Source organism: Antarcticimicrobium luteum (assembly GCF_004358185.1).
Classification (GTDB): Bacteria; Pseudomonadota; Alphaproteobacteria; order Rhodobacterales; family Rhodobacteraceae; genus Antarcticimicrobium; species Antarcticimicrobium luteum.
Map to the genome: position 1 here is coordinate 61425 of NZ_SMUV01000068.1, position 21558 is coordinate 82982.

The 21558-nt window shown below is 63.6% G+C and carries 19 protein-coding genes; 5 read left to right on the plus strand and 14 right to left on the minus strand.

Translation table 11 applies throughout. The features are described from left to right. Positions 1–18 precede the first annotated feature (18 nt). From E1832_RS13395 to E1832_RS13420, 5 genes are all read right to left on the minus strand, one after another. Complete coding sequence (locus tag E1832_RS13395; RefSeq protein ID WP_133360270.1) at positions 19–1032, minus strand: TRAP transporter substrate-binding protein; 1014 nt, start codon at positions 1030–1032, stop codon at positions 19–21. 29 nt (positions 1033–1061) lie between these two features. Then, positions 1062–2942, minus strand: a complete 1881-nt coding sequence (locus E1832_RS13400; RefSeq protein ID WP_165978883.1) for an amidase — start codon at positions 2940–2942, stop codon at positions 1062–1064. A gap of 468 nt (positions 2943–3410) precedes the next feature. Then, the gene (locus tag E1832_RS13410; RefSeq protein ID WP_133360272.1) at positions 3411–4565 is read right to left on the minus strand and encodes an acyl-CoA dehydrogenase family protein; all 1155 of its coding nucleotides are present in this window, start codon (positions 4563–4565) and stop codon (positions 3411–3413) included. Further along, positions 4565–6670, minus strand: coding sequence for an acetate--CoA ligase family protein (locus tag E1832_RS13415; protein ID WP_133360273.1), 2106 nt, complete (start codon positions 6668–6670; stop codon positions 4565–4567). Before E1832_RS13415 ends, E1832_RS13410 begins: the two co-directional genes overlap by 1 nt. Before the next feature lie 75 nt (positions 6671–6745). Continuing rightward, positions 6746–7588, minus strand: a complete 843-nt coding sequence (locus E1832_RS13420; protein WP_133360274.1) for a p-hydroxycinnamoyl CoA hydratase/lyase — start codon at positions 7586–7588, stop codon at positions 6746–6748. Between the two features lie 270 nt (positions 7589–7858). On the opposite strand from E1832_RS13420, the gene E1832_RS13425 reads away from it, so the two are divergent. The 3 genes from E1832_RS13425 to E1832_RS13435 all read left to right on the plus strand — a co-directional run bounded on the left by E1832_RS13425 (position 7859) and on the right by E1832_RS13435 (position 11006). Continuing rightward, a complete protein-coding gene (locus tag E1832_RS13425) occupies positions 7859–8743 on the plus strand; it encodes a fumarylacetoacetate hydrolase family protein (protein ID WP_133360275.1) in 885 nt (294 codons plus the stop codon). A 21-nt stretch (positions 8744–8764) separates the two neighbouring features. Next, positions 8765–9718, plus strand: a complete 954-nt coding sequence (locus E1832_RS13430) for a cupin domain-containing protein (protein ID WP_133360276.1) — start codon at positions 8765–8767, stop codon at positions 9716–9718. Between the two features lie 88 nt (positions 9719–9806). Continuing rightward, positions 9807–11006, plus strand: coding sequence for an FAD-dependent monooxygenase (locus E1832_RS13435; RefSeq protein WP_133360277.1), 1200 nt, complete (start codon positions 9807–9809; stop codon positions 11004–11006). A gap of 51 nt (positions 11007–11057) precedes the next feature. Here E1832_RS13435 and E1832_RS13440 read toward each other — a convergent pair whose 3' ends face one another. Both E1832_RS13440 and E1832_RS13445 read right to left on the minus strand, forming a co-directional pair. Beyond that, complete coding sequence (locus tag E1832_RS13440; RefSeq protein WP_165978884.1) at positions 11058–11999, minus strand: LysR family transcriptional regulator; 942 nt, start codon at positions 11997–11999, stop codon at positions 11058–11060. Beyond that, positions 11996–12454 carry a MarR family winged helix-turn-helix transcriptional regulator gene (locus E1832_RS13445; RefSeq protein WP_133360279.1) on the minus strand — a complete coding sequence of 153 codons (459 nt, stop codon included), beginning with the start codon at positions 12452–12454 and terminating at the stop codon, positions 11996–11998. The genes E1832_RS13440 and E1832_RS13445 overlap by 4 nt, the downstream gene beginning before the upstream one ends. Before the next feature lie 171 nt (positions 12455–12625). Between E1832_RS13445 and E1832_RS13450 the strand changes: the two genes are divergently transcribed. Continuing rightward, the gene (locus tag E1832_RS13450; protein WP_165978885.1) at positions 12626–13318 is read left to right on the plus strand and encodes an IclR family transcriptional regulator; all 693 of its coding nucleotides are present in this window, start codon (positions 12626–12628) and stop codon (positions 13316–13318) included. Between the two features lie 21 nt (positions 13319–13339). Here E1832_RS13450 and E1832_RS13455 read toward each other — a convergent pair whose 3' ends face one another. Next, positions 13340–14287, minus strand: coding sequence for a hydroxymethylglutaryl-CoA lyase (locus tag E1832_RS13455; RefSeq protein WP_133360281.1), 948 nt, complete (start codon positions 14285–14287; stop codon positions 13340–13342). A gap of 164 nt (positions 14288–14451) precedes the next feature. Here E1832_RS13455 and E1832_RS13460 point away from each other — a divergent pair, with 164 nt between their 5' ends. Further along, positions 14452–15180 carry an IclR family transcriptional regulator gene (locus E1832_RS13460; protein WP_133360282.1) on the plus strand — a complete coding sequence of 243 codons (729 nt, stop codon included), beginning with the start codon at positions 14452–14454 and terminating at the stop codon, positions 15178–15180. Positions 15181–15194: 14 nt separating this feature from the next. Here E1832_RS13460 and E1832_RS13465 read toward each other — a convergent pair whose 3' ends face one another. From E1832_RS13465 to E1832_RS13490, 6 genes are all read right to left on the minus strand, one after another. Then, complete coding sequence (locus E1832_RS13465; protein ID WP_245513987.1) at positions 15195–16415, minus strand: CaiB/BaiF CoA transferase family protein; 1221 nt, start codon at positions 16413–16415, stop codon at positions 15195–15197. Between the two features lie 47 nt (positions 16416–16462). Continuing rightward, positions 16463–17659, minus strand: coding sequence for an FAD-dependent monooxygenase (locus E1832_RS13470; protein ID WP_133360283.1), 1197 nt, complete (start codon positions 17657–17659; stop codon positions 16463–16465). Positions 17660–17711: 52 nt separating this feature from the next. Beyond that, entirely contained in the window at positions 17712–18656 is a 945-nt protein-coding gene (locus E1832_RS13475) for a cupin domain-containing protein (RefSeq protein WP_133360284.1), read from the minus strand. Further along, complete coding sequence (locus E1832_RS13480; RefSeq protein WP_133360285.1) at positions 18653–19552, minus strand: fumarylacetoacetate hydrolase family protein; 900 nt, start codon at positions 19550–19552, stop codon at positions 18653–18655. The genes E1832_RS13475 and E1832_RS13480 overlap by 4 nt, the downstream gene beginning before the upstream one ends. A gap of 153 nt (positions 19553–19705) precedes the next feature. Continuing rightward, positions 19706–21025, minus strand: coding sequence for a TRAP transporter large permease (locus E1832_RS13485; protein WP_133360286.1), 1320 nt, complete (start codon positions 21023–21025; stop codon positions 19706–19708). Next, positions 21022–21546, minus strand: coding sequence for a TRAP transporter small permease subunit (locus E1832_RS13490; protein ID WP_133360287.1), 525 nt, complete (start codon positions 21544–21546; stop codon positions 21022–21024). The genes E1832_RS13485 and E1832_RS13490 overlap by 4 nt, the downstream gene beginning before the upstream one ends. Positions 21547–21558 lie beyond the last annotated feature (12 nt).

Below are 21558 nucleotides of genomic sequence, written 5' to 3' on the forward strand. Positions count from 1 at the left end.
ATGCGCTCTACCAGCTCATCACTTGGCGATCAGCGACAAGATCTCGGCATAGGCAGCCTCGGGATCTGCGCCTGCGTCGCGGAGGCTGGCAAAGACCTTCTCCTTGACGCCCTCGGCAAGTTTGGCGAAGGCCGCTTGATCCTCGGGGCTGGCGACGATGATCTCGTTGCCGGGCGTGTCGAGCGTGGCCTGACGACCTTCGAGGTCGATCTCATCCCAGACGGTGCCGGCAACGCGCGAGGTGTCGAGGCCGAAAACCGTGTCGAGCGCAGTCTGAAGGTCCGCGGGCAGCGCGTCGAATTTTTCCTGGTTCATCAGCAGCGCAAAGGAGCCGCGATAGAAGCCACCGGGCATTTCGTACATAAAGGGCGCCACCTCAACCAGATTGTAGCTCTTGCGGCCCTCGATTGTCATCATGCTGGCATCCGCCGCCTTCGAGGCAATCGCCTCATACGAACTCGGCGCAGGCAGTTGGATGCGGCTGGCCCCCAAAAGGCCGACAACCTCGCCAGCGACACCGCCGCCGGTGCGGATCTTCAGGTCGGCAATATCGGACAGCTGTTCGATCCTGGAGGCCGAAGCGAGCTGACCCGGACCATGGGTCATCAAACCGATCAGTTTCACCCCGCGGTGTTCGTCCAGCCCGGCAAAATGGTCCTGATAAACCTGCCAGTAGGCCGCCGAAAGTGTGGCGGAATCGGCATCATACCCCGGCAATTCGATCATCTGGGCGGAAACGAAGCGGCCGGGATTATAGCCGTGGAAAATCCAGGTTAGATCCGCGGCACCGTCGAGGATCATGTCAAACTGCGCGGGCGGCGGCGCAAGGTTCAGTTTCAGGTCGGTCGTGATCCGCCCATCGGTTGCCTCTTCGATGAGTCTCGTGATCTGTGGCCACATCGAAACATTTATCCCTGAGGTCGGCGGCCCCCAGCTTGAGATCGTTAACGTATATTTGGCTTCGGCCTGGGCGGACGCGCCTCCCAGGCCGAGCGCCACCGCAATCGCAGCAACAATCGGTTTCAATTTCATGATCTTCTCCTTGTTGGACCAGTGGTTTGTTATCTCGCCTCTGGCGGGATCAGCGGCCAGGGACGGGTTTCTTCGAAAAAGGCTGCAAGGTGCAACAACAGATCCTCCCGACCGGCCTGCGCGGTGAGTTGCACTCCGATGGGCCGCCCGTCGCTGTGACGTGCAAGCGGCAGCGACATCGCCGGAAGGCCAAGTACATTCTGCGCGACGGTGTGCTGGAAGGCAGGCGCCATGCCGCGCTCAATATGGTCGCGGAAATCTGTGGAGGGCGTCGGCAGATCGGCGATCCGGGGCGCGGCTGCGGGGGTCACCGGGCTGAGCCAGATGTCATAGGCCTCCAGCGCCTCGCCCATCTGGCGACGGCTCCGGTTCAAGTGATCGATCGCAGCAAGAAAGTGGGCCAGATCGATGCGTCTCGACCACTCATAGGCGGCCAATGCGACCGGACCGAAAACGGTTTCATCGATTTTGCGGCCCTGTGCCGTCGCCACCCGGTCGGATTGATCCGCGAAGCCCGCGAGCCAGACCTCGGTCAACGCGACAAGGCTCTCAATTCCGTCCAGCGGGTCGCCGAACTCTTCCACAAAATGGCCCGCCTGCTCCAGAAGACCTGCGACATCGCGAAGTGCCGCGGCGGTTTCAGGCTCGACCGGAATGCCCATGCGACCTTCGACAGAGACCGCAATGCGCAACGAACCGCCCACACCACCGTTCCCAAGTGAGGCCAGAAACGATCCTTCCGGCGTCGGGATACGGAACGGATCACCCGGAAAGGGGCGTGATAGCGCATCGAGAGTGGCGGCCGCGTCCCGTACCGTCCGGGTCAGGAACATGTTGGTGGCAAGGCCAAAGCCGCCTTCATCCTTTGCAGGGCCTGAACTGACGCGCCCGCGCGACGGCTTCAGCCCGACACACCCGCACCAGGCCGCAGGAACGCGGATCGAGCCGGCAATGTCCGAGCCATGGGCAACTGGCACCGCGCCACTGGCAACCGCTGCTGCGGCCCCGCCGCTGGAGCCTCCCGGCGACCGCTCAGTTGCCCAGGGATTGCGCACGTCGCCGGTCAGCAGGTTGGAAGTGTGCCCTTCCAGCGAGAACTCCGGCGCCGAGGAGACGCCGATCACATCCATCCCGGCCCGCTGAATCCCGAGGCCGACATGGCTGCTTTGTGCGGATGTCTGACATTGATAGAGGCGGCTTCCAAAACAAACCGGGTCGCCTGCGATATGACCGTTGATGTCCTTGATCAGGGTCGGAACCCCGCAGAGCGCACCGTCTTCCCGCGTTGGCTCCGAGGCATCAGCCTTCAACGCCAGGGCAAAGTTGAATTTCGCGTTTGCCGCAGCAGCCGCCCGCACAGCCGCTTCATGGACCTCATCACGGCCAGCCTCGCCGCTGCGGATCATTTGCGCGAGGGTTGTGGCGTCGGAACGGGAATAGGTTTCGGGGGTCATACCGGAAAAGAGCCGCGCGTTGTTGTTGCTACCCGCCCCCATAGTTAGCCGGCGCCCCCCAAACCTGAGGTATACTGAGATACAAGATCCGGAACTCGGGTTCAGATGCGCGAGTTGTGGCTCCGGCCAGAGCAACCCGACCTCGCTCCGTTCGTCGATGAAATCCGTGCGCGCTGTGCCAGTGAAGGGCTCAATCCTCCAGCTTATGTCAGCGTGGCCAAGCGGATCCCGCACCTGTTCACCCACGAGGAGATTGCACGTCGCAGGCTTTCCGGCGGCAAGTATCTTCATCGCCTGAAACTTCGTCCGGGATGCATCAGTGCGAGACAGGCCCTCGACGTCGTCCAGATCGACCACAGGCCCGCGGATATTCAATTCATAGAGGTAGTCGACGATCACCACGTTTTCGTGGGACGTCCCTACCTGAAACGCCCGGTGGTAGGACAAGACACTCATCCGATGCGAAATCGCGGTGAGGGTGGAAGGGGGCCAAATCGGCGAAAGCACAGCTGCGGGAAATGACCCATGCCCGGCACAACACAGCGGCCAGGAAATCATCTCAGGATCAGGCGACGGATTTGGTGCCCTCGTGTCGATGCTATTGAACCCACTTGTTCAATGTCGAATGCCCAACCCCAAATCTGATGCCGCTTGTGGTCTTGTCAGACCAATGGTCGTTGCGATTCGTAAAGCACCACGACGAAACTCGTCTGTTTAGTTCGTTGCCATTCTCGGTCTCCTTCATAGCAAACATTGCTCGAAAGAGACCGGAACTAAAACGGGGCAAGACCAGGCACAGACCCGCCATGCTCGGCTCCTGGCCAATCTGTTCGCTCCTCTATAGCGAAGCCGCGTCGTCCCCCTGTCCCCCGGGAAGGGAATGCCTGGGGTCTGGACCTCGGTAACGGGACCAGCCAACGCGCGCTATCGGAGCTGTTTCAAGCCCATCAGACCCGCGATCAAGTTCCTGAGCGTCTCCGAGGTCCCCGCGGCAATGGTGGCGCTGCGGGCATCGCGGAAATGCCGCTCCATCGCATATTCCCGGCTCAGCCCGTAGGCCCCCATTAGCTGCACCCCCTCGCCCGCCACATGGACATAGGTTTCCGAAGCGAAGAGCTTGGCCTCGGAGATCTCGCGCAGCGCGTCCTCGCCCCGCGACGACAGCCAGCTCGCCCGGAGCATGAGCATCCGTGCTGCATCGACCCGTGTCTGCATATCCGCGATGCGGTGCGAAATCGCCTGAAAGGTGCCGATCGGCTGGCCGAACTGCTGGCGCTCCATCGCATAGGCGGCGATCAGGTCAACCACCCCCTGCGCCCCACCGCAGCTGCTGGCGGCGGAAACCGCGCGCTCGTATTGCAGCCCCGACATCAGGCATTGCCAGCCATGACCCTCGCCGCCGATCAGCTGATCCTCGGGCACGAAGGCATCCTCGAAAAAGATTTCATAGGTCCCGCTGCAGCGCCGCCCCAGCATGTCGAGCTTGCGTAGCGTCACCCCCGGCGCCCGGGCATCGATCAAGAACATCGAAACGCCGTCCCGGTGCGACACCGTCTTGTCGGTTTTCGCATAGAGGCAGAGATAAGCGTCCTTCAGCCCCGCCCCGGTGACCCAGAGCTTTTGCCCGTTCAGAAGATAGCCGCCCTCGGTCCGGCTGGCAAAGGTACTCATGGCGGTGGCGTCGGAGCCCGCGCCGGGCTCCGAGATGCCGATCAGCATCTTGATCTCGCCGCTCAGCAGCGGCGGTAGCCAGCGGCGCTTCTGCGCCTCTCTGCCGTTGCGCAGAATGTTGAACCCACAAAAGATCGCACTGGAATAGGGCATGCAGAGGTCGGCACTCGACTTGGAGAGTTCCTCGACCAGCAGGGCCACATCCGCCGCATCGCCACCTAGTCCGCCGTATTCCTCGGGGAACGGAAACTGGATCAGCCCGGCCTCGGCCCATTTGGCGTAAAGCTCTTCGGGATACTGGCGGTCCAGATCCCATTTGCCGATCTCGGCCGGATCCGCATGGCGGCTCATCAGCGTCGATGTGGTATCGAGCAGCATCTTTTGTTCTTCGGAAACGGAAAAATCCATTACTCCTGCTCCTTCCTGACAGAAATCAGCGCATCGACGGCGCAGACGCCGTCCCCTTCGGGGTAGGCAAACAGCGGGTTGATCTCGACCTCGGCCACCTGCGGATGGGCCGCCGCGAAATCCCCCAGTGCGCAGACCGCACGGGCGATCGCAGGCAGGTCGCAGGGTGGTGCCCCCCGGAACCCTTTCAGAAGTGCGGCACCATTCAGCCCCTCCAGCGCGGCAATTACCTCGGCCTCCGAGCAGTCGGCAGACAACAGCCGGAGGTCTTTCAGCAATTCGGCCTGAACCCCGCCAAGCCCCACCAGCACGACAGGCCCCCAAAGCGGATCGTCGCGCGCGCCCGCGATCAGCTCCACCCCCATCCGTGCCATCGGCTCGATCAGCACGCCCTCGGACGTCACCCCCGGCGCAAGGCGGGCGATATTGGCATGGAGTTCTTCATAGGCGGCACGCAGTGCGGCCTCGTCCTTCAGGCTGAGGAACACACCGCCCACGTCGCTCTTGTGCGGCAACGCGGCCGAGAGCACCTTCATCGCAACCGGATAGCCCAGATCGGCAGCCGCGGCGGCAGCCTCATCCGCGCTGCCTGCGGCGCGGAACGGCGGCACCGGCAGACCGGCTTCGGCTAGCAGCGTCTTGGACTGCGCCTCCGACAACGTGCCCTCGGGCAGATCCGCAGCCGCCGGCGCCGGCAGGCGGCGCGCCTCGGCCCCTGAACGGGGCGCAGTCAGAACCGGCAGCGCCCGCACCACCCGTTCGGGCGAACGATAGAAGGGAATGCCCAGATCGCGCATCTGCCCGATCAACTCCTGCCCGATCTCGGCGTCGTCGCCGACCATGGCGAAGATCACCGGCTTGGACGGACGGTAAGCCCGGAGGATTTCCAACAGCGGCGGCAGCTTGCGTTTGGCCATGGTGCGGCTTGTCAGGCTAATGCCGAACATGATGGTGCCGATCCGGTCGTCGACCTCCAGCGCGGCGACCGCCTGCCGGTAGATGTCGGGATTGATCATCGCCTGTGCCGTCAGGTCCAGCGGATTGGTCGCATTGATGAACCCCGGCGCGATGGCGGCGAGCGCCTCGGCAACCGCGCCTTCGGGATGCGGCAGCGGCACATGTTGCTCTTCGCAATAGTCGAGCAGCTGCGCGCTCAGAGCACCGGATTCGCCGATTACCCCAAGCCCCGGCGCTGACGGAAAACCATACAGCTGGACGAATTCGGTAACGTCGATCAGCTGCTCGATGGTATCGACCAGCGTCACGCCCTTGGCCTGCGCTTTGGCGCGCATCACCGCGTTGTCGCCGGCCAGCGCCCCGGTGTGGGTGCGCGCGGCCTCGCGCGCGGCACCGGATTTGCCCGGATGCAGCATCACGATGGGCTTGCCGATGTGCCGCGCGCGCCCGGCCAGCGCCAGGAACCGCTGCGGGTCGCGCAGCTGTTCGGCAATCATGCAGATCACCCGGGTGTCGTCGTCGTCGAGCAGGAATTCGAGGAAATCCTCGATCCCGTTGGCCGCCTCGTTCCCGGTCGAGATGGCATAGCTCACATCCCGCTCGCGCCCGTGAAAGGCGCCGCGCACGACTACGGCCATCGCCCCGCTTTGCGAGATCACGCCGATTCCCGGCCCGGCGATATCGCGCTGATCGGTGGCGCTGAAACTGAGGTGGATGGCATCGACGTAATTCATCATGCCGAGGCAGTTGGGTCCTTCGACAACCATCCCCGCCGCATGGGCGATCTCGCGAATACGCTCTTGCGCCTGCCGGCCGTCTTCGCCCAGCTCGGCGAAACCGGCGGAAAAGATAATGATCCCGCCCACGCCCTTGGCGGCACAGGCTTCGACCGCCGGCAGAATCGCCTTGGCCGGCATCGCCAGAACCACGCAATCGACACCCTCGGGCAGCTCGTCCACCGAAGCGACGGTCGGCCGCCCTTCGATCTGGGCCTCCTTGTGGTGGATCACATGCAGAGCGCCCGCGAACCCGTAGCGCGCGAGATTGTCCAGCACGATATTGGCAAGTGATTTCTTCTTCGCCGATGCCCCGGCAACCGCGATGGACCGCGGCCGGAGCAGGCGCACGATGGATGGCCTGACTGTCATTCCTGTCCTCCCTGTGCCGGCACGCGTCCGCCCTCGCGGTCGCGCACCGGCACCGTTTTCATCCAAAGCCCGGGATCAGTCCCGCGAATAGGCGCCAAGGCCCGGCTTGTAGGTCTTGTCTTCGAGGAACTGTTTGATCCCCTCGTGACGCCCTTTCTCCGGATCCATAAAGGTGGTCTGGTCGCCCTTGGCCATCAGGTATTCGCCCGCCTGTTCCCAGTTCATTTCCTGGATATAGCGATAGCTCAGCTTGGTGTTGCGCAGAACCAGCGGGTTCTTCTCCAGCAGCACTTTCGCCACCTCGCGGGTACGCTCCATCAGCTTGTCGGCGGGAACCGATTCATTGACCAGCCCCAGTTCCTTGGCTTTCTGGCCTTTGAAAGTCTCGCCGGTCATCATGTAGTAGAGCGCCTGGCGGTCGTTCACCAGCGTCTGCACCGCCTTGGGCACCACACCGCCGGGGATGATGCCCCAGTTCACCTCGGACAGACCATAGGTCGCGTCGTCCGAGGAGATCGCCAGATCGCAGCAGATCAGCGGCGTAAAGGCACCGCCGAAGCACCAGCCATTGACCATGGCGATGGTCGGCTTGCCGTACATCATCAGCCGTCGCCACTGCCAGTCGCGGTTCTCGCGATAGGCGCGCTTGCGGTGCAGGTCGGTCATGCCGTCGGTTTCGCGGAAGAACCCCTTGAGGTCCATACCGGCGGAAAACGCATCGCCTTCGCCAGTGAGGACGAAAACGCCGCAGCGATCATCCAGCTCCAGCGCGTCCATCACCTCATTCATCTCGATGGCCAGCTCAAGGCTCATCGCGTTGCGCTTCTCCGGCCGGTTGAGACGCACCCAAGCGATGCCGTCCTCAAACTCCACCGTCACGTTCTTGCCGCCCGGCACACCTTCAGCAGTCTGTCTCATGGGACTCCTCCAAAATTCAACCCCTAACTGATACAATATCAGTTAGGCTTATAAATTAATACGAATCCGAATTCTCCCTGTCAAGCCGCCGTTGCACGGCATCTTTCGGGCGCAAGGACAAACGGTACGGCAATGTCAGGCAACGGAATTATTGCCGAAACGAGATGGCATAAATCGCAAACTCATCTGTTTTTGAGATGTTTTTTTGCTTCTACCCTGCGCCCGAAAGGCGGTTTGCGCCGAATGAAAATTTCAGGAGAGACAGAACACATGAAGATCGCACGTTTCGACGGAGGCAAGATCGGGGTCATCGCCGGGGAGGAGATCACCGACGTCACCGCGCTGTGTAATGTGGATGCGGCAGAATGGCCGCCGGTCGGCCCGCTGCGGATGATCGCGGAGTTCGACGGGCTCAAGGAGAAACTGGAGGACGCCGTCAAGACCGGCCCGGCGATTCCGCTGGCCGATGTGACGCTGGAAACCCCGGTGCCCTGGCCGAACAAGCTGATCGCCTATCCGGTCAACTACCACGACCACGCCAAGGAGATGACCTCGACCGGCCTCGCCAATATCCAGGGCTTCTTTCTCAAGGCCAACTCTTCGATCATCGGCCCCAATGACAAGATCGCCACGCCGAATATCGCCGGGCGCGAATTCCACCACGAATGCGAAATCGCGCTGATCATCGGTAAGACCTGCCGCGATGTCTCGCCCGAAGAGGCGCTGGACTATGTCTTCGGCTATTCCTGCCTGATGGACATCACCGTGCGCGGCAAGGAAGAGCGCGTGATGCGCAAATCCTACGACACCTTTACCCCCATCGGGCCGTGGATCGTGACCGCGGACGAGATCGCCGATGTGGCCGATATCGAGATGAAGCTCTGGGTCAACGACGAGCTGCGCCAGCATGCCAACAGCCGCGACCTGATCGTCGACATGCCCGACATGGTGTCGATCGCCTCCTCGGCCATGACCCTCTATCCCGGCGACATCATCGCCACCGGCACGCCCGCGGGCGTGGGGCCGATCCAGCCCGGCGATACCGTCACCATCGAGGTCGAGGGCATCGGACGAATGTCGCTGCCGGTGGTGGCGGGCGACTGCGGCGCCAATGTGGTGTTCGACAAACCCTATGAATTCAAACGCGGCATCTGAGACCAAGGAAGGATCCATCGCATGAGTACGATCGACGATATCGCCAAGTCCAGCGGCTTGGACGATCTTTACCCCCTGTTCGAACGCGAGCGCTATACCGCCGGCTGGCACAAGAAACGCCGCTCGCTGTGGAAGCAACCCGCGACCGAGTTCCGCCCGCTGCACTGGTCCTACCGCGAGGCCCATGCCGCGCTCGACCGCGCCAGCCTGTGGATCGACACCGAACTGGCCGAGCGTCGCAACCTGCTGATGTTCAACCCGGTGGGCGACAACGACTATGACACCGTGCGCACCCTGGTCTGCGCCTATCAGCTGATCCAGCCCGGCGAGCACGCCCGCGCCCATAAACACACGCCGAACGCGCTGCGGCTGGTGCTGGATGCGGGCCCCGAGCTCTTTACCGTAGTCGATGGCGTCAAGCTGCCCATGGTTCCCGGCGACGTTCTGCTGACACCCGGCGGTTGCTGGCACAGCCACTACAACGACGGCAAAGAAACCGCCTGCTGGATCGACTTCCTCGATGTGCCGCTGGTGCACCGGCTGGAGCCGATGTTCTATACCGAACATCCCGACACCTATCAGACCGTCGAGCAGACACCGCAGGCCCATCCCTTCTGGTTCAAGCGGGCGGAGATCGACGCGGCATTGGCCCAAGCCACCCCGGATACCGCCGGCATCCGCCGCCACGTGCTCGATTCCCAGGAACATATCCTGACCATGGAGCTGACCTGCATGGCCCTGCCCGCCGGAGCAACGCTCGGCCCGGTGCGCGATACGGTCAACCGGATCTATGCCGCCACCAAGGGCAGCGGCAGCTTCCGTAGCGGCGATACCGAGTTCCGCTGGCAACGCGGCGATGTCTTCGCCGCACCGGCCTGGGCCCGCCACGAGATCACCACGGACGAGGACAGTGACCTCTTCGAGGTCTGCGACAAGCCGGTGATGGAAAAGCTGGGCTTCCTGATCGCCGAATAAGCGGCGCTCCAACCGAAAACGCGAAACGGCGCCCCCCGCCGCCGGGGAGCGCCCTGAGCTTACACGTCCGCAGCAAGCGGGAGGGATCATGAAAAAGAAACTGCATGTCATCATAGCCGGTGGCGGGATCGGCGGGGCGGCGACGGCGCTGGCGCTGCTGAACAAGGGGTTCGACGTCGATGTCTACGAACAGGCCCCCGAACTGGGCGAGGTCGGCGCCGGCGTCCAGATCAGCCCGAACGCCAACCGGGCGCTGGATCACCTGGGCGTGTTCAACGACCTGGCGCGGCTGTCGTCCAATGCCGACGACAAGGTCGTGCGCCTGTGGGACAGTGGTAAAACCTTCGAAATGTTCGATCTGGGCACCGAGGCGCTGGAACGCTACAGCTACCCTTACCTGACCGTGTTCCGGCCAGATTTGCTGCAGGTGCTGGTCGATGCGGTCCGGCTGAAAAAGCCCGACGCCATCCATCTGGGCCGCAAATGCACCGGCTTCGCCCAGACGAAGGACGGCGTCGGCCTCAGGCTCGACGACGGCACCGAAGTGACCGGCGACGTTCTGATCGGCGCCGACGGGGTGCATTCCACCATCCGTGCGGCGATGTTCGGCAGCGCTCCGGCAGAGTTCTCCGGCATGCTGGCCTGGCGCGGCGTGGTGCCGATGGAAAACCTGCCCGAGCGGATGAACCGCAACCGCGCAACCGTTTGGGTCGGCCCGCATGGCCATGTGGTGCACTACCCGCTGCGCGGCGGCAAGCTGATGAATGTGGTCGCCACCGCCGAACGCGACGACTGGCGGGTGGAATCCTGGAGCGCCCAGGGCGACAAGGAAGAGTTCCGCGCCGATTTCCAAGGCTGGCACGAAGACATCCAGACCCTGATCGAGGCGGCACCTTCGCAATTCAAATGGGCGTTGATGGTGCGCCCGCCACTGCAGATTTGGGCCGAAGGGCGCACCGCACTGCTGGGCGATGCCTGCCACCCCACCCTGCCGCTGCTGGCGCAGGGCGCGGTGATGGCGATCGAGGATGCGGTTGTCCTGGCGAAATGTCTGGAAAAATACACCGACGATCCGGTTCGGGCGCTGCGCCGCTATGAGGAACTACGCAGCCCGGTAGCCAACCGCAAGGTGCAGGGCGCCAACGAAAACCTGCGCCGGTTCCACAACGAGGCGTTCCTGCAGGCCGATACCGCCGCCGATTTCATCGAAACTGAATGGGGCCGCGCCGCGATCCTCGACCGCTACGATTGGATCTTCAAGGACGACGTCACCAAGATCGAGGTCTGATGCCCCCGCCTCGCCGTACCCCGGCGGGGCGGATTGCCGGAACGGCCAGGTTCAGCGGAACAGGAACCGCCCACGCCAGTAGCCGCCGTCTTTCAGCGCTTGCAATTTTTCCAGAATGACACCGCGCACCGCTTGCACCGCGCGGCCGGAATCCTCCCGCTTCGGCTCGCCCAGCGACAGTGTCCAGGACAGCCGCGGCATGGTCTCGATCACCTCCAGCCTGCCCGCGTTCACATCCTCGTAGACCGCCGCGTAGCTGAACATCGTGCACCCCAACCCCGCCTGCACCATCGCCTTGGTCGCCCGGATACCGTCGACCTCGAAGGCTAGGTTCAGTTTCAGCCGCCGCTCTATCGCCTGACGCTCGATCAGGCTACGAATGCTGTGGCTCTTGCTCGGCAGGATCAGCGGCAGCTTCGGCAGGTCCGAGAACCGCACCACCTTGCGTTCGTTCAGCACCGGAAACGCCGACCGCCTGTCCTTGGCCACGATCAGGTAGACCGGTTCGTTGATCAGCGGCGTTATGCTGATATCGGAGCGTTCTTCCGGCTCGTAGAGCAGCGCGAGATCGACGCGGCCGCTGACCACCAGGTTGTGGATCGCTCCGCTGAACCCCTCTAGCATCCGCAGGTGCACTTCGGGAAACCGTTCTGTCACCTCCATGGCAATCAGCGGCGCCAGGACCTGGGCCGTGGTGGGCGGCATGGCCAGAGTCACCTCGCCGCGCGGCTCGTCGGAATGCTCGACCATCTGCCGTTTTACCGCGTCGATCTCGGCAAAGATCCCGCCCGAACGTTCCAGAAGCAAATTGCCCTGATCGGTCAGCCGGACGCCGCGTCCGTCCCGCTTGACCAAGCGGATGCCGAGTTCCGATTCCAGTCGCGCCACCCGTCGGCTCAGCGCCGACTGTGCGACCCGCTGTTCGGCCGAGGCCCGTGAGAATCCGCCGGCCTCCGCCACCCAGACAAAGGCTTTCAGATCGTCGATATTCACGCCTCCGTCCCTCCGCGCGCATCGCCGTCGGGCGAGAACCCGGTTTGATCGATCAGCGTCCTTGCGACGCGGCGGAAGGCGGCGATGTCCTCCGGCGCGACATCTGTGAAGATGCGATTTTCGAAGCGGTCGATCGTTGCATCGCACCGATCCAGTGCCGTAGAGCCCTCCGCAGTCAGTCGCGCCACCAGCGCCTTGCGACTGTCGGGTCCGATGTGACGCTCGATCAAGTCCTTGTCCTCCAGATCCTTGACGATCTTGATCATCGACTGCGGCTTGACCCGGTACCGCCGGGCAAGCTGCGCCGAGGACAGCCCGTCCCCGGCGCGGATCAGGCTGAGAATGGAATACTGCACCGACGTGATCCCCAGCCGGGCGAGTTCGGAATCCATCTGTTCGCGGATCACGTGATAGATTCGGGCAAGGAGATAGACGGTTCTTGGCTGCGAGTTCATTCTTCAGGCCGGGCATTGGACGCCTTGCGCGCCGGATGTGGAATTGGTCTTCAACGTTACTGTGGCCGGATTGTCCATACAACGCCCGCCGCACCCTGTTGTCGCCGCCCGGATCGGTATATGCACCAAAAGGCTGGGAAAGCCGCATCCGTCTGGGAGGACAGAAAGCAGATGAGCACCGAAAAGCCCGCGAAACCCGAACAGAGAGTGGCTGCGCTGGAACGCGGTCTTCAGGTGCTGAACTGCTTCCTCGGCGATCGGTCGCAACTGTCGCTGACGGAGATCTCCGAACGGACAGGCCATTACAAAAGTACCGCCCTGCGGCTGTGCAGCACCCTGCAGGACCACGGCTTCCTGCACCGCAATGCCGACGGGCTCTACAGTCTGGGCGCGGTCGTCGGCGAGCTGGGCAACAGGTTCTACTTCGGCAACCTGATCGACCGGGAGGCCGTCCTGGCCAACATGCGCCGGTTGCACAGCGCCTTCGATGAAACCGTGGCCTTCTATATCCCGCTGGGGCTTCAGCAGATGTGCCTTTACCGGATCGAATCGCCGAAACTCGTGCGCGCCTCGGTCAACGAGGGCGACCGGATCCCGATTGGGTGCAACGCCAGCGGGCTGGTGATCGAAGCCAGCCGGGGCCGCCAGGGTGCGGTGTACGACTCGGTGCGCGAGAACGGCGTCGCGTTTTCCTCCGGCGCGGTCTCCGAGGGCGCCTCGGCGGTCGCAGCCCCTTTGCTGGCCGAAGATGGCGACCTGATCGGCGTCTATACTATCATCGGCCCCGACCAGCGGTTTGACGCCGGGCAGGTCGAGCGGATGATCGGATTGCTGAAAGAGATCGTCTCTTCTGACCCGGCCTGACATCTGCACCCCGATCCGCGCTCAGCGCCGCAGGCGGCGCAGTAGACCGCCTCTCATTACCGATCCGGTCAGATCGTGGCCGACGATCTCCTCGGCCAGCCGCGCGCAATCGATCAGCGCCTCCAGATCGACCCCGGTCTCGATCCCCAGTTCGTCGCAGAGAAATACGAAGTCCTCGGTACACAGGTTGCCCGCCGCCCCCTTGTGACCGGCGAATGGACAGCCGCCCAGCCCGCCCACGGCGGCATCGAACATATCCACGCCCATCTCCAGCCCGGCCCAGGCATTGGCCACACCCATACCGCGGGTGTCGTGCAGATGCAGCGACAGGCGAAGGTCCGGGAACCGGTCACGCACGGCTCCGACCACCCGCTTGACGGTCAGCGGCGTTGCCCAGCCCATTGTGTCACCCAGGCCCACATGGCCCAGCGTCTCGCCGTGATCGCTGGCAAGGGCCAGCAGTTCGCCCACCCGGTCCACCACCCGCGCCACCGGGATATCGCCCTCGAAGTTGCAGCCGAAGGCCGCCGAAACGAAACCGCGCCGCACCGGCACACCCGCCGCCTGATACATCGCGATCAGCTCGGGTTGCGCCGCATATTGCTGCGCAGGTGTGCGGTTCTGGTTGCGCATGAGAAAGGCGTCCGAGGCATAGAGGTTCAGGCTGCCCTCCAGATCCAGCCCGCCGGCTGCGGCTGCCCGCTGAAACCCGCGGGCATTGAGCCAGAGCGCAGTATAGCTGACCCCTTCGCACCGCACCATGCCGGTGACCACCGCCTCGGCATCGGCCATGCCCGGCACCCGCCGGGGATCTACGAAGGACACCACCTGGATATGGCGCAACCCGCTGTCCGACAGCCGGTCGATCAGGCGGATCTTGTCGACGGTGGATATCGCGGCGGATTCGATCTGGAACCCCTCTCTGGGGCCCTCTTCCTTTATATGGACGCGGGTGGGAAAATCGCTCACGGTTGTACTCCGGTTCTGGCTGCAGCGGGTATTGGGCCCTGACAACGGGGGGGCACAGCGCAGTCCGCCCCTTCGGGCCAGGCGCTACGCGGGTTTGGCATTGATATGTACAGTTTCATCTCGTAGAATGGTATTACGCTTGGTGAGAAAGATGAGGCATCAGCATGACAGCGAAAAACGGTGTCGCCGCGGTCGAGCGCGCGCTTTCGATCTTGGATGCGTTTCGCGACACCGACGGCCGTCTTAGCCTTACGGAACTGGCCCAGAAGACCGGCCTGTACAAAAGTACGATCCTGCGCCTGCTCGCCTCGCTGGAGGCCTACGGCTATGTGCGAAAGCTCGACGACCGGGGCTATCAGATCGGACCCAAATTTGTCGAACTCGCCGGTATCTATCAGGAAACCTTCCGAATTGGCGATATCGTTATGCCGATGCTGGAGCGCATCGTGAACGAGGTAAACGAGAGCGCCTCTTATTTCGTGCGGGAAGGCAAAATGCGCCTGTGTCTGTTCCGCGTCGATGCCCGGCAGGAGATCCGCGACCATATCCGCGTCGGCGACACCCGGCCGCTGGACCGCGGCGCAAGCGGCAAGGCGCTGATCCGCTACAGCGGCAAGCGTGCCAGCGATGCCGGTCGCGACGGTCTTGTCTTCACCTCCTTCGGTGAGCGCAACCCGGACATGGCGGCGATGGCCGCACCGGTGTTCGGCCTCGGCAATACGTTGTCGGGCTGCATCAACATCTCCGGCCCGCGCACCCGCTTTTCGCCCGAGCGGGTGGCCGAGATCACACCGGTGCTGCAACGCGCGGCGGTAGAGCTGTCGATCCAGGCGGGCGCATCGCCCGAAATCCTGAAACGGCTGCTTCCGGCCGAAAAAGATCCCCGGTCCTGACATCGCGGCCTGGCTCAGATCACGCCGCTGTCACGAAAATTTTTGCGATCTGCCGCGGTGACCCCGATCTCCTGCAAAAGGCCATCCGTGTCGGCCCCGAGCGTCGGCGGCGCCCAACCCGCAGCCGGCTCGCAATCGGACAGGCGATACCCCGCCCGCACTACACTGAGACGGTCGATCCCATCCACGCTGCTGTCAAGCTGCTGGATCAGCCGCCGCCCGGCAATCTGCGGATGCGCCAGAATGTCGGGTATGCTCATTACCCGTCCGGCGGGCACTCCGACTTCGTTCAGCGTCCGCTCCCAAGCCTCGGCCGGTTGCGTGACCAGGCTGGCCTCGATCTCGGCATTGAGCGCAGCACGGTTCGCCTTGCGCGCCTCGCGCTCGGCAAAACGCGGATCGGATGCGAGATCGATCCGGTCGATCACCCGACATAGCGTTTCGAACTGCTGCTGCCTGTTGGCAGCAATGTTCAGCGGGCCGTCTCCGGTACGGAAGGTGCCGGAGGGCGCGGCTGTCATGTTCTCGTTGCCGATGGGCGCAGGGGTAACCCCGGCCAGAAGATAATTTGAAACCACCCAACCCAGCGCCACAATTGTACTGTCCAGCATCGACACGTCGATCGCCCGCCCCATGCCGGTCGTCCGCGCCGCAAGCAGTGCGCTGACGATGGCGAAGGCGGCGGTCATCCCCCCCAGCGTGTCGCAGAGCGGATAGCCCGCCCGCAGCGGCGCGCTGTCGGCATCGCCGGTGATGCTCATCACCCCGGACATGCCCTGGATGATCTGATCATAGGCCGGGTTGCCGCGTAGCGGCCCCTCCTGCCCGAAACCCGAGATCGCGCAATAGACCAGCTCCGGCCGCCGCGCCCGCAGCACCTCCTGCCCCAGTCCCAGCCGCTCCATCACCCCGGGGCGGAAGTTCTCGACCACCGCATCCGCTGTATCGACAAGCTGCAGGAACAGCACCTTGCCCGCCTCGGATTTGAGGTTCAAGGTCATCGATTTCTTACCGGCGTTCTGCGCCAGGAAGGACGCGCCCATCTTCGCCGTGTTCAGCTCCGGCCCCGCGCCCAGCTCCCGCGCCAGATCACCACCTTCGGGGTTTTCGATCTTGATGACCTCAGCCCCCAACAGGGCAAGCTGATAGGTGCAGAACGGGCCTGACAGCACATTGGTCAGGTCGAGCACACGAATGCCCTGCAAAAGATCGGCCTTCGGCAATTGGTCGGTCACGGGAGGGGATGCCTTTCTCTAATTGGGGAAACGGGGCTGCGGCGCGCTCAGATCGCCGTCGCCATCACGTCGTAATTGTACAACCAGTGATACCTGTCGCGGATTGGGCTCTGGCTCCATTCCCGCTCCAGATAGGCCTGCGCCTCTTCCTTGGTGGCCAGTTCGGAGCTGTGGAACCGGTCGGTGTTGTCGCGCGCGCCCCGCACCATCCGGGTGGTGCGCCCGACCCGAGCCGCCTCATAGCGGCGCAGCGCCTCGAAAGGATCGTCGAATTGTTCCAGGCAGCGGCCCAGAACGACCCCGTCCTCGATCGACATCACCGCGCCCTGCGCCAGGAACGGCAGCGTCGCATGGCAGGCATCCCCGGCCAGCGTCACCCGGCCCAGGGTCCACTGTTGCAGCGGCTCGCGCTCCATCAGCGCCCATTTCAGCAGCGTCGGCGCGGTTTCGATCATCGCCTGCACATCCGCGTGCCAGCCTTCGAAATCCTTCGCGCATTCCTCGGCCGAGCCTTCGGTGTACCAGGATTCCACCTGCCAGTCGTCGCGCTCGATGGTGCCGACGAAATTCATCAGCTTGCCCGCCCGCAGCGGGTAATTGACCACATGGCCGCCCGGCCCGGTCCAGGTCGAGCCGACCATCTTCTGCATATGCTCGGGCAGGCGTTCCATCGGGATCACCCCGCGCCAGGTGATCATGCCCGAGAACCGCGGTGGCTCGGTGTTCCACAGCCGGTCGCGGATCACCGATTTCACCCCGTCGGCCCCCAGCAGCACATCGCCGCGCGCAGTCTCGCCATCCTCAAGGATCAGGGTCACGCCATCGGTGTCCTGCTCCAGATCGGCCACCCGTCGGCCCAGGTGGATCCGGCCCTTTTCATGGGTCTTCACCCCATCGACCAGCGCGCCGAGCAGATCGGGGCGATAGACGGTCAGGTAGGGATAGCCATATTGCTCCGCCGCCTTGTCGTCGAAATTGAACATCGGCCAGGCATCGCCGCTGTTCCACAGGCGGAACTCCTTGCGCTCGGGCTTGCAGGAGAGCTCCCGGAGCACCCCCAGAACCCCCAGCTCATCGAGTGCGCGGGCCCCGTTGGGGCTGATCTGGACGCCCGCGCCCACCTCGCCCAGTTTCGGCGCCTGCTCGAACACATCCACCTCGAAACCGCGCCGCAACAGGGCCAGCGCCGCCGCCATGCCGCCGATACCGCCGCCGGCGATCAGAATTTTCCCAACTTTAGCCATCTGTCCTTTTCCCTTCCGTTTCGGGTCACCGGCCGCACGGACCGGCCCCTGCTCACTCGAAATTGCCGCGCAGCCAGCCCAGCTTTTGCAGCATCGGCGCGTCGGTCACCCGCAGCAGCACCGCATCCTCGCTGGCCATGTGGCTGTAGGGACGCCAGGCCGGCACCGCGATGGTGTCGCCAAAGCCCCAGTCGAACGTCCGGCCGCCGACCGTGGTTGTCCCCCGCCCTTTGACCACGGCGAAGATGCTGTTGGCCGTGGTCTGCAAATCGCCGCTGCGCGAACCTGCCTTCAGTTCCTGCATATGCAGCCCGATGGTGGGCAGAGCGGGACCGCCCAGCTCGATGGATTTGTCGGCCTCCGGCGTCGCGTTCGAGGGCGCCTCGGCCAGGCGTCGCCGGGTCTCTTCCCAGCGATAGACACCGTCGGCCTGTTCGCGATCGCTGACCTCAGCCTCAAGCCGGTCGGGGTGGCGTTCGAAGAACATCGGCTCCAGCAGATGCACCAGCGGCACATCGAGGAAATCCATCCAGTAGCAATCCTCCGAGCCGACATTCTCATGCGAATGCCAAGCCCAGTTCGGGGTCAGCAGCACATCGCCCGGGCGCATTTCCACCCGTATGCCGTCCACCACCGTATAGGTGCCGCGCCCTTCAAGGATCAGCCGCAGCGCATTGGGCGTGTGGCGGTGGGCATAGGCCCGCTCGTCCGGCTTGATCATCTGATAGGCCGCGACCAGCGTGCGCACGGTGGGGTAAAGGTTGCCCTCGGCGGGGTTGGTCATAGTCAGGTTGCGCCGCTCGGCCTGTTCGGTATCGATCAGCCGCCCGGCCGCGTCCAGGATCGGCCGCACCTGAGCATAGGACCATTGCGCCGGCTCGAAATTCTCACGCGGCACGGGCCAGAGCGCCGGCTGCACCCGGTGCCAGCCGCCCTCCATGCTGAGCGAGGAAAAGGCGGCGTACAGCTCATCCAGACTGGAAATATCGGCGCTCATGGCTTCAGCTCCTGCTTGATGATGTCGGGCTCATAGGGCTTGGAAAAAACCTCGGTCTGGCCGCGATGGCCCTGAATGACATCCACCGTCATCTCGCCGACCTGTTCGATGCGGATACGGATGCGGTCGCCGCCCTCCACCTTGCCGACGCCCTCGGGCGTTCCGGTGGCGATGATGTCGCCTGGATAAAGCTTCATCACCGCCGAGGCGGTCTCGATCATACCGGGGATATCCAGCACCAGATCGCGGGTATTTGCGCTCTGACGCAGCTCGTCGTTGACCCAGAGCTTCATCTGCAGCTCTTCGGGCGTCGCCACCTCGTCGGCGGTTGTGATCCAGGGGCCGACCGGGCAGAAACTGTCATAGGCCTTACGGCAGACCCGCTCCTCGCGGCCGCGCACCACCATGTCGAGCAGGCAGGCATAGCCGAAGACGTAATCCTTCCAGTCCGCCCGCGCGACGCCGCGCGCCTCGCGGCCGATGATGATCGCCAGTTCGCTTTCGTGATGGGTCTCGCGGCCGGGCAGATCGGGCAGCTCCACCGGCTCCCCCGCCCCCGACAGCGACGAGTTCGGCTTAAGGAAAAACCCCTGCTGCGTGGCGCGATAACCCGCCTGCATCTCACGGCCATGGGCATGGTAATTCACCGGATAGGCGATGACCTTGTTCGGCCAGGGGATCGGCGTGCGCAGCACCACATCGGACAGCCGGTGGCGCGTGCAGGACGCGAGCCCCGCCTCGATCTTCGGTTTCAGCGCGGCGAAGTCCGCGATCACCTTCGGCATGCCGACCGGCGGCCAGGCCGCTGCGTCCACGCCGCAAAGCACGGTGATGTCGACGATCTCCTCTGCGTCGACATATCCGATTTTCCCGTCGTCAAATCTGGCCAGTTTCATCTTTGCGGCTTCGCCTCCTCACGATGTTCTATTCTGCAGAACGTCATTCTAATTTAATAATGCGAAAAAACGATGTCAAACCCAAAGGACATCGCCCGGTAATTTACCCAGGCCCGGCCGTCGGATATCCGGCGGCCGGGCCAGGGCTTCGTTTCAGAACTGAAGATCCGGCAGGAACAGCGAGATCTGCGGGAACGTGAACAGCAGAAGCAGGACAATCGCCTCGCACAGCAGGAACCAGGTCACCCCGCGGAAGATCTGCCCCAGCGACACCTGCGAGCCCACCACGCTTTTCACCACATAGACATTGAACCCGACCGGCGGCGTCAGCAGCCCGATCTCGACCAGCTTGACAACCAGAACTCCGAACCAGATCAGATTCAGCCCCGCCGCATCATAGAACGGCAGCAGCACCGGGATCGCGATCAGCATCACGCCAAGCGGGTCCAGGAACATCCCCAGGAACAGGAAAAAGACGGTGGTCACGATGAACAGCTCAAGCGGGCCGGCGATATAGGATTCCGCCATCTGCCCGAGCCCGTAGGCAGTCCCGCTGATCGCCAGAAACTTGGTGAACAGCGAGGCGCCGATGGCCACGATGAACACCTTGGCCGTCGTTGCCGCGGCCTCCTGCAGGCTGTCCATCAGGGTACGCCAGTTCAGCCGGCGTTGCAGCAGACCCACCAGCAGCGTCACCGCCGACCCATAGGCCCCCGCCTCGGTCGGGGTCACCAGACCGCCGTAGAGACCCACGGTGATGCCCGCCACCAGCAGCAGAACCGGCCAGGTTTCGAACAGCGCTTTCCATTTTTCCGAGCTGTTGATCCCTGCCGTGCGCGGCGCCAGCTCGGGTTTCAACCAGCAGCGGATGACGATCATCGCGGCAAAGACAAAGGCGGTTAGCAACCCGGGCAGGACGCCAGCCAGAAACAGCTTGGCGATAGAGACCTCGGCGAAGACGCCGAACAGAACGAACAGGATGCTGGGTGGGATCAGCGCCCCAAGGGTGCCGGCGCTGGCCACGACGCCGGTCGCCAGACCCTTGTCGTATTTTGCGCTCAGCATCTCAGGGATCGCGATCTTGCCCATCGAGGCCGCCGTCGCCGTGCTGGAACCGGACGCCGCCGCAAAACCGGCGCAGCCGAAGTTCGTCGCCACCGCAAGCCCGCCGGGCAGGCCCGCCAGCCAGATCCGCGCGGCGCGGAACACCGACGAGCTGATGCCGGTGAAATAGGCCAGCGCGCCCATGAAGGTGAACATCGGGATCGCCGACAGCGACCAATGCGCCGAAAACTCGAACGGCACGCTGCGGATCACCGCCAGGGCGACGTCGAGCCCGTTCAGGTAGTAGATGCCCAGGAACGATACCAGAAACAGCGCCATCGCAATCGGTACGCGGGCCGCGATCAGGAGCAGGACAGCCCCCAGCGCCACGCCGCCCGTGGTCAGTTCGGATGCATATTCGCTGATCATTTGATTGTCTCATCTTGGTGTCCGGCCAGCCCGAACCGGGACAACAGGCGGGAAAAACTGACCAGGGCCATCAGGGAAAAGCCGATCGCCAACGACCAGCGCGCGGGCCAGACCTGGATCAGGCCCTGTCCGGCTTCCCAGACCTCTTTCGCCTGCGTCTTGGCCACGGCCTCTTCGATACTGAGAACCGCGATGCCGGTGAACATAACGAAGAGCAGAACCTCGACCGCCGTATCGATCTGGCGCTGCCGGTGCGACGACAGGCCGGCGGTGAACAGTTCCACCCGGATATGATGGTCCTTGAAATGGACGTAGGCGAGCGGAAAGGCGATCACCGCGACCATGTAATAGGCCGAGACGATCTCGATCGTACCGGTCAGCGGAGCGCTGAACAGATAGCGCATGATCACGTCGATGGTGATGTGCACCATCATCAGCGCCAGCGCCAGCGCCGCCAGCCAGTTGGACCAGACGGCTAGCCTGCGCACGAGGCCGCCCTGTCGTTCGTAAGTGCTTTGCATGATGTATCCCAA

Excerpts from the sequence above, each read along its gene's own strand:
- E1832_RS13395 (WP_133360270.1), bottom strand. The coding sequence starts at position 1,032 with ATGAAATTGAAACCGATTGTTGCTGCGATTGCGGTGGCGCTCGGCCTG.
- E1832_RS13400 (WP_165978883.1), bottom strand. The coding sequence starts at position 2,942 with ATGAGTGTCTTGTCCTACCACCGGGCGTTTCAGGTAGGGACGTCCCAC.
- E1832_RS13410 (WP_133360272.1), bottom strand. The coding sequence starts at position 4,565 with ATGGATTTTTCCGTTTCCGAAGAACAAAAGATGCTGCTCGATACCACA.
- E1832_RS13415 (WP_133360273.1), bottom strand. The coding sequence starts at position 6,670 with ATGACAGTCAGGCCATCCATCGTGCGCCTGCTCCGGCCGCGGTCCATC.
- E1832_RS13420 (WP_133360274.1), bottom strand. The coding sequence starts at position 7,588 with ATGAGACAGACTGCTGAAGGTGTGCCGGGCGGCAAGAACGTGACGGTG.
- E1832_RS13425 (WP_133360275.1), top strand. The coding sequence starts at position 7,859 with ATGAAGATCGCACGTTTCGACGGAGGCAAGATCGGGGTCATCGCCGGG.
- E1832_RS13430 (WP_133360276.1), top strand. The coding sequence starts at position 8,765 with ATGAGTACGATCGACGATATCGCCAAGTCCAGCGGCTTGGACGATCTT.
- E1832_RS13435 (WP_133360277.1), top strand. The coding sequence starts at position 9,807 with ATGAAAAAGAAACTGCATGTCATCATAGCCGGTGGCGGGATCGGCGGG.
- E1832_RS13445 (WP_133360279.1), bottom strand. The coding sequence starts at position 12,454 with ATGAACTCGCAGCCAAGAACCGTCTATCTCCTTGCCCGAATCTATCAC.
- E1832_RS13450 (WP_165978885.1), top strand. The coding sequence starts at position 12,626 with ATGAGCACCGAAAAGCCCGCGAAACCCGAACAGAGAGTGGCTGCGCTG.
- E1832_RS13460 (WP_133360282.1), top strand. The coding sequence starts at position 14,452 with ATGACAGCGAAAAACGGTGTCGCCGCGGTCGAGCGCGCGCTTTCGATC.
- E1832_RS13470 (WP_133360283.1), bottom strand. The coding sequence starts at position 17,659 with ATGGCTAAAGTTGGGAAAATTCTGATCGCCGGCGGCGGTATCGGCGGC.
- E1832_RS13475 (WP_133360284.1), bottom strand. The coding sequence starts at position 18,656 with ATGAGCGCCGATATTTCCAGTCTGGATGAGCTGTACGCCGCCTTTTCC.
- E1832_RS13480 (WP_133360285.1), bottom strand. The coding sequence starts at position 19,552 with ATGAAACTGGCCAGATTTGACGACGGGAAAATCGGATATGTCGACGCA.
- E1832_RS13485 (WP_133360286.1), bottom strand. The coding sequence starts at position 21,025 with ATGATCAGCGAATATGCATCCGAACTGACCACGGGCGGCGTGGCGCTG.
- E1832_RS13490 (WP_133360287.1), bottom strand. The coding sequence starts at position 21,546 with ATGCAAAGCACTTACGAACGACAGGGCGGCCTCGTGCGCAGGCTAGCC.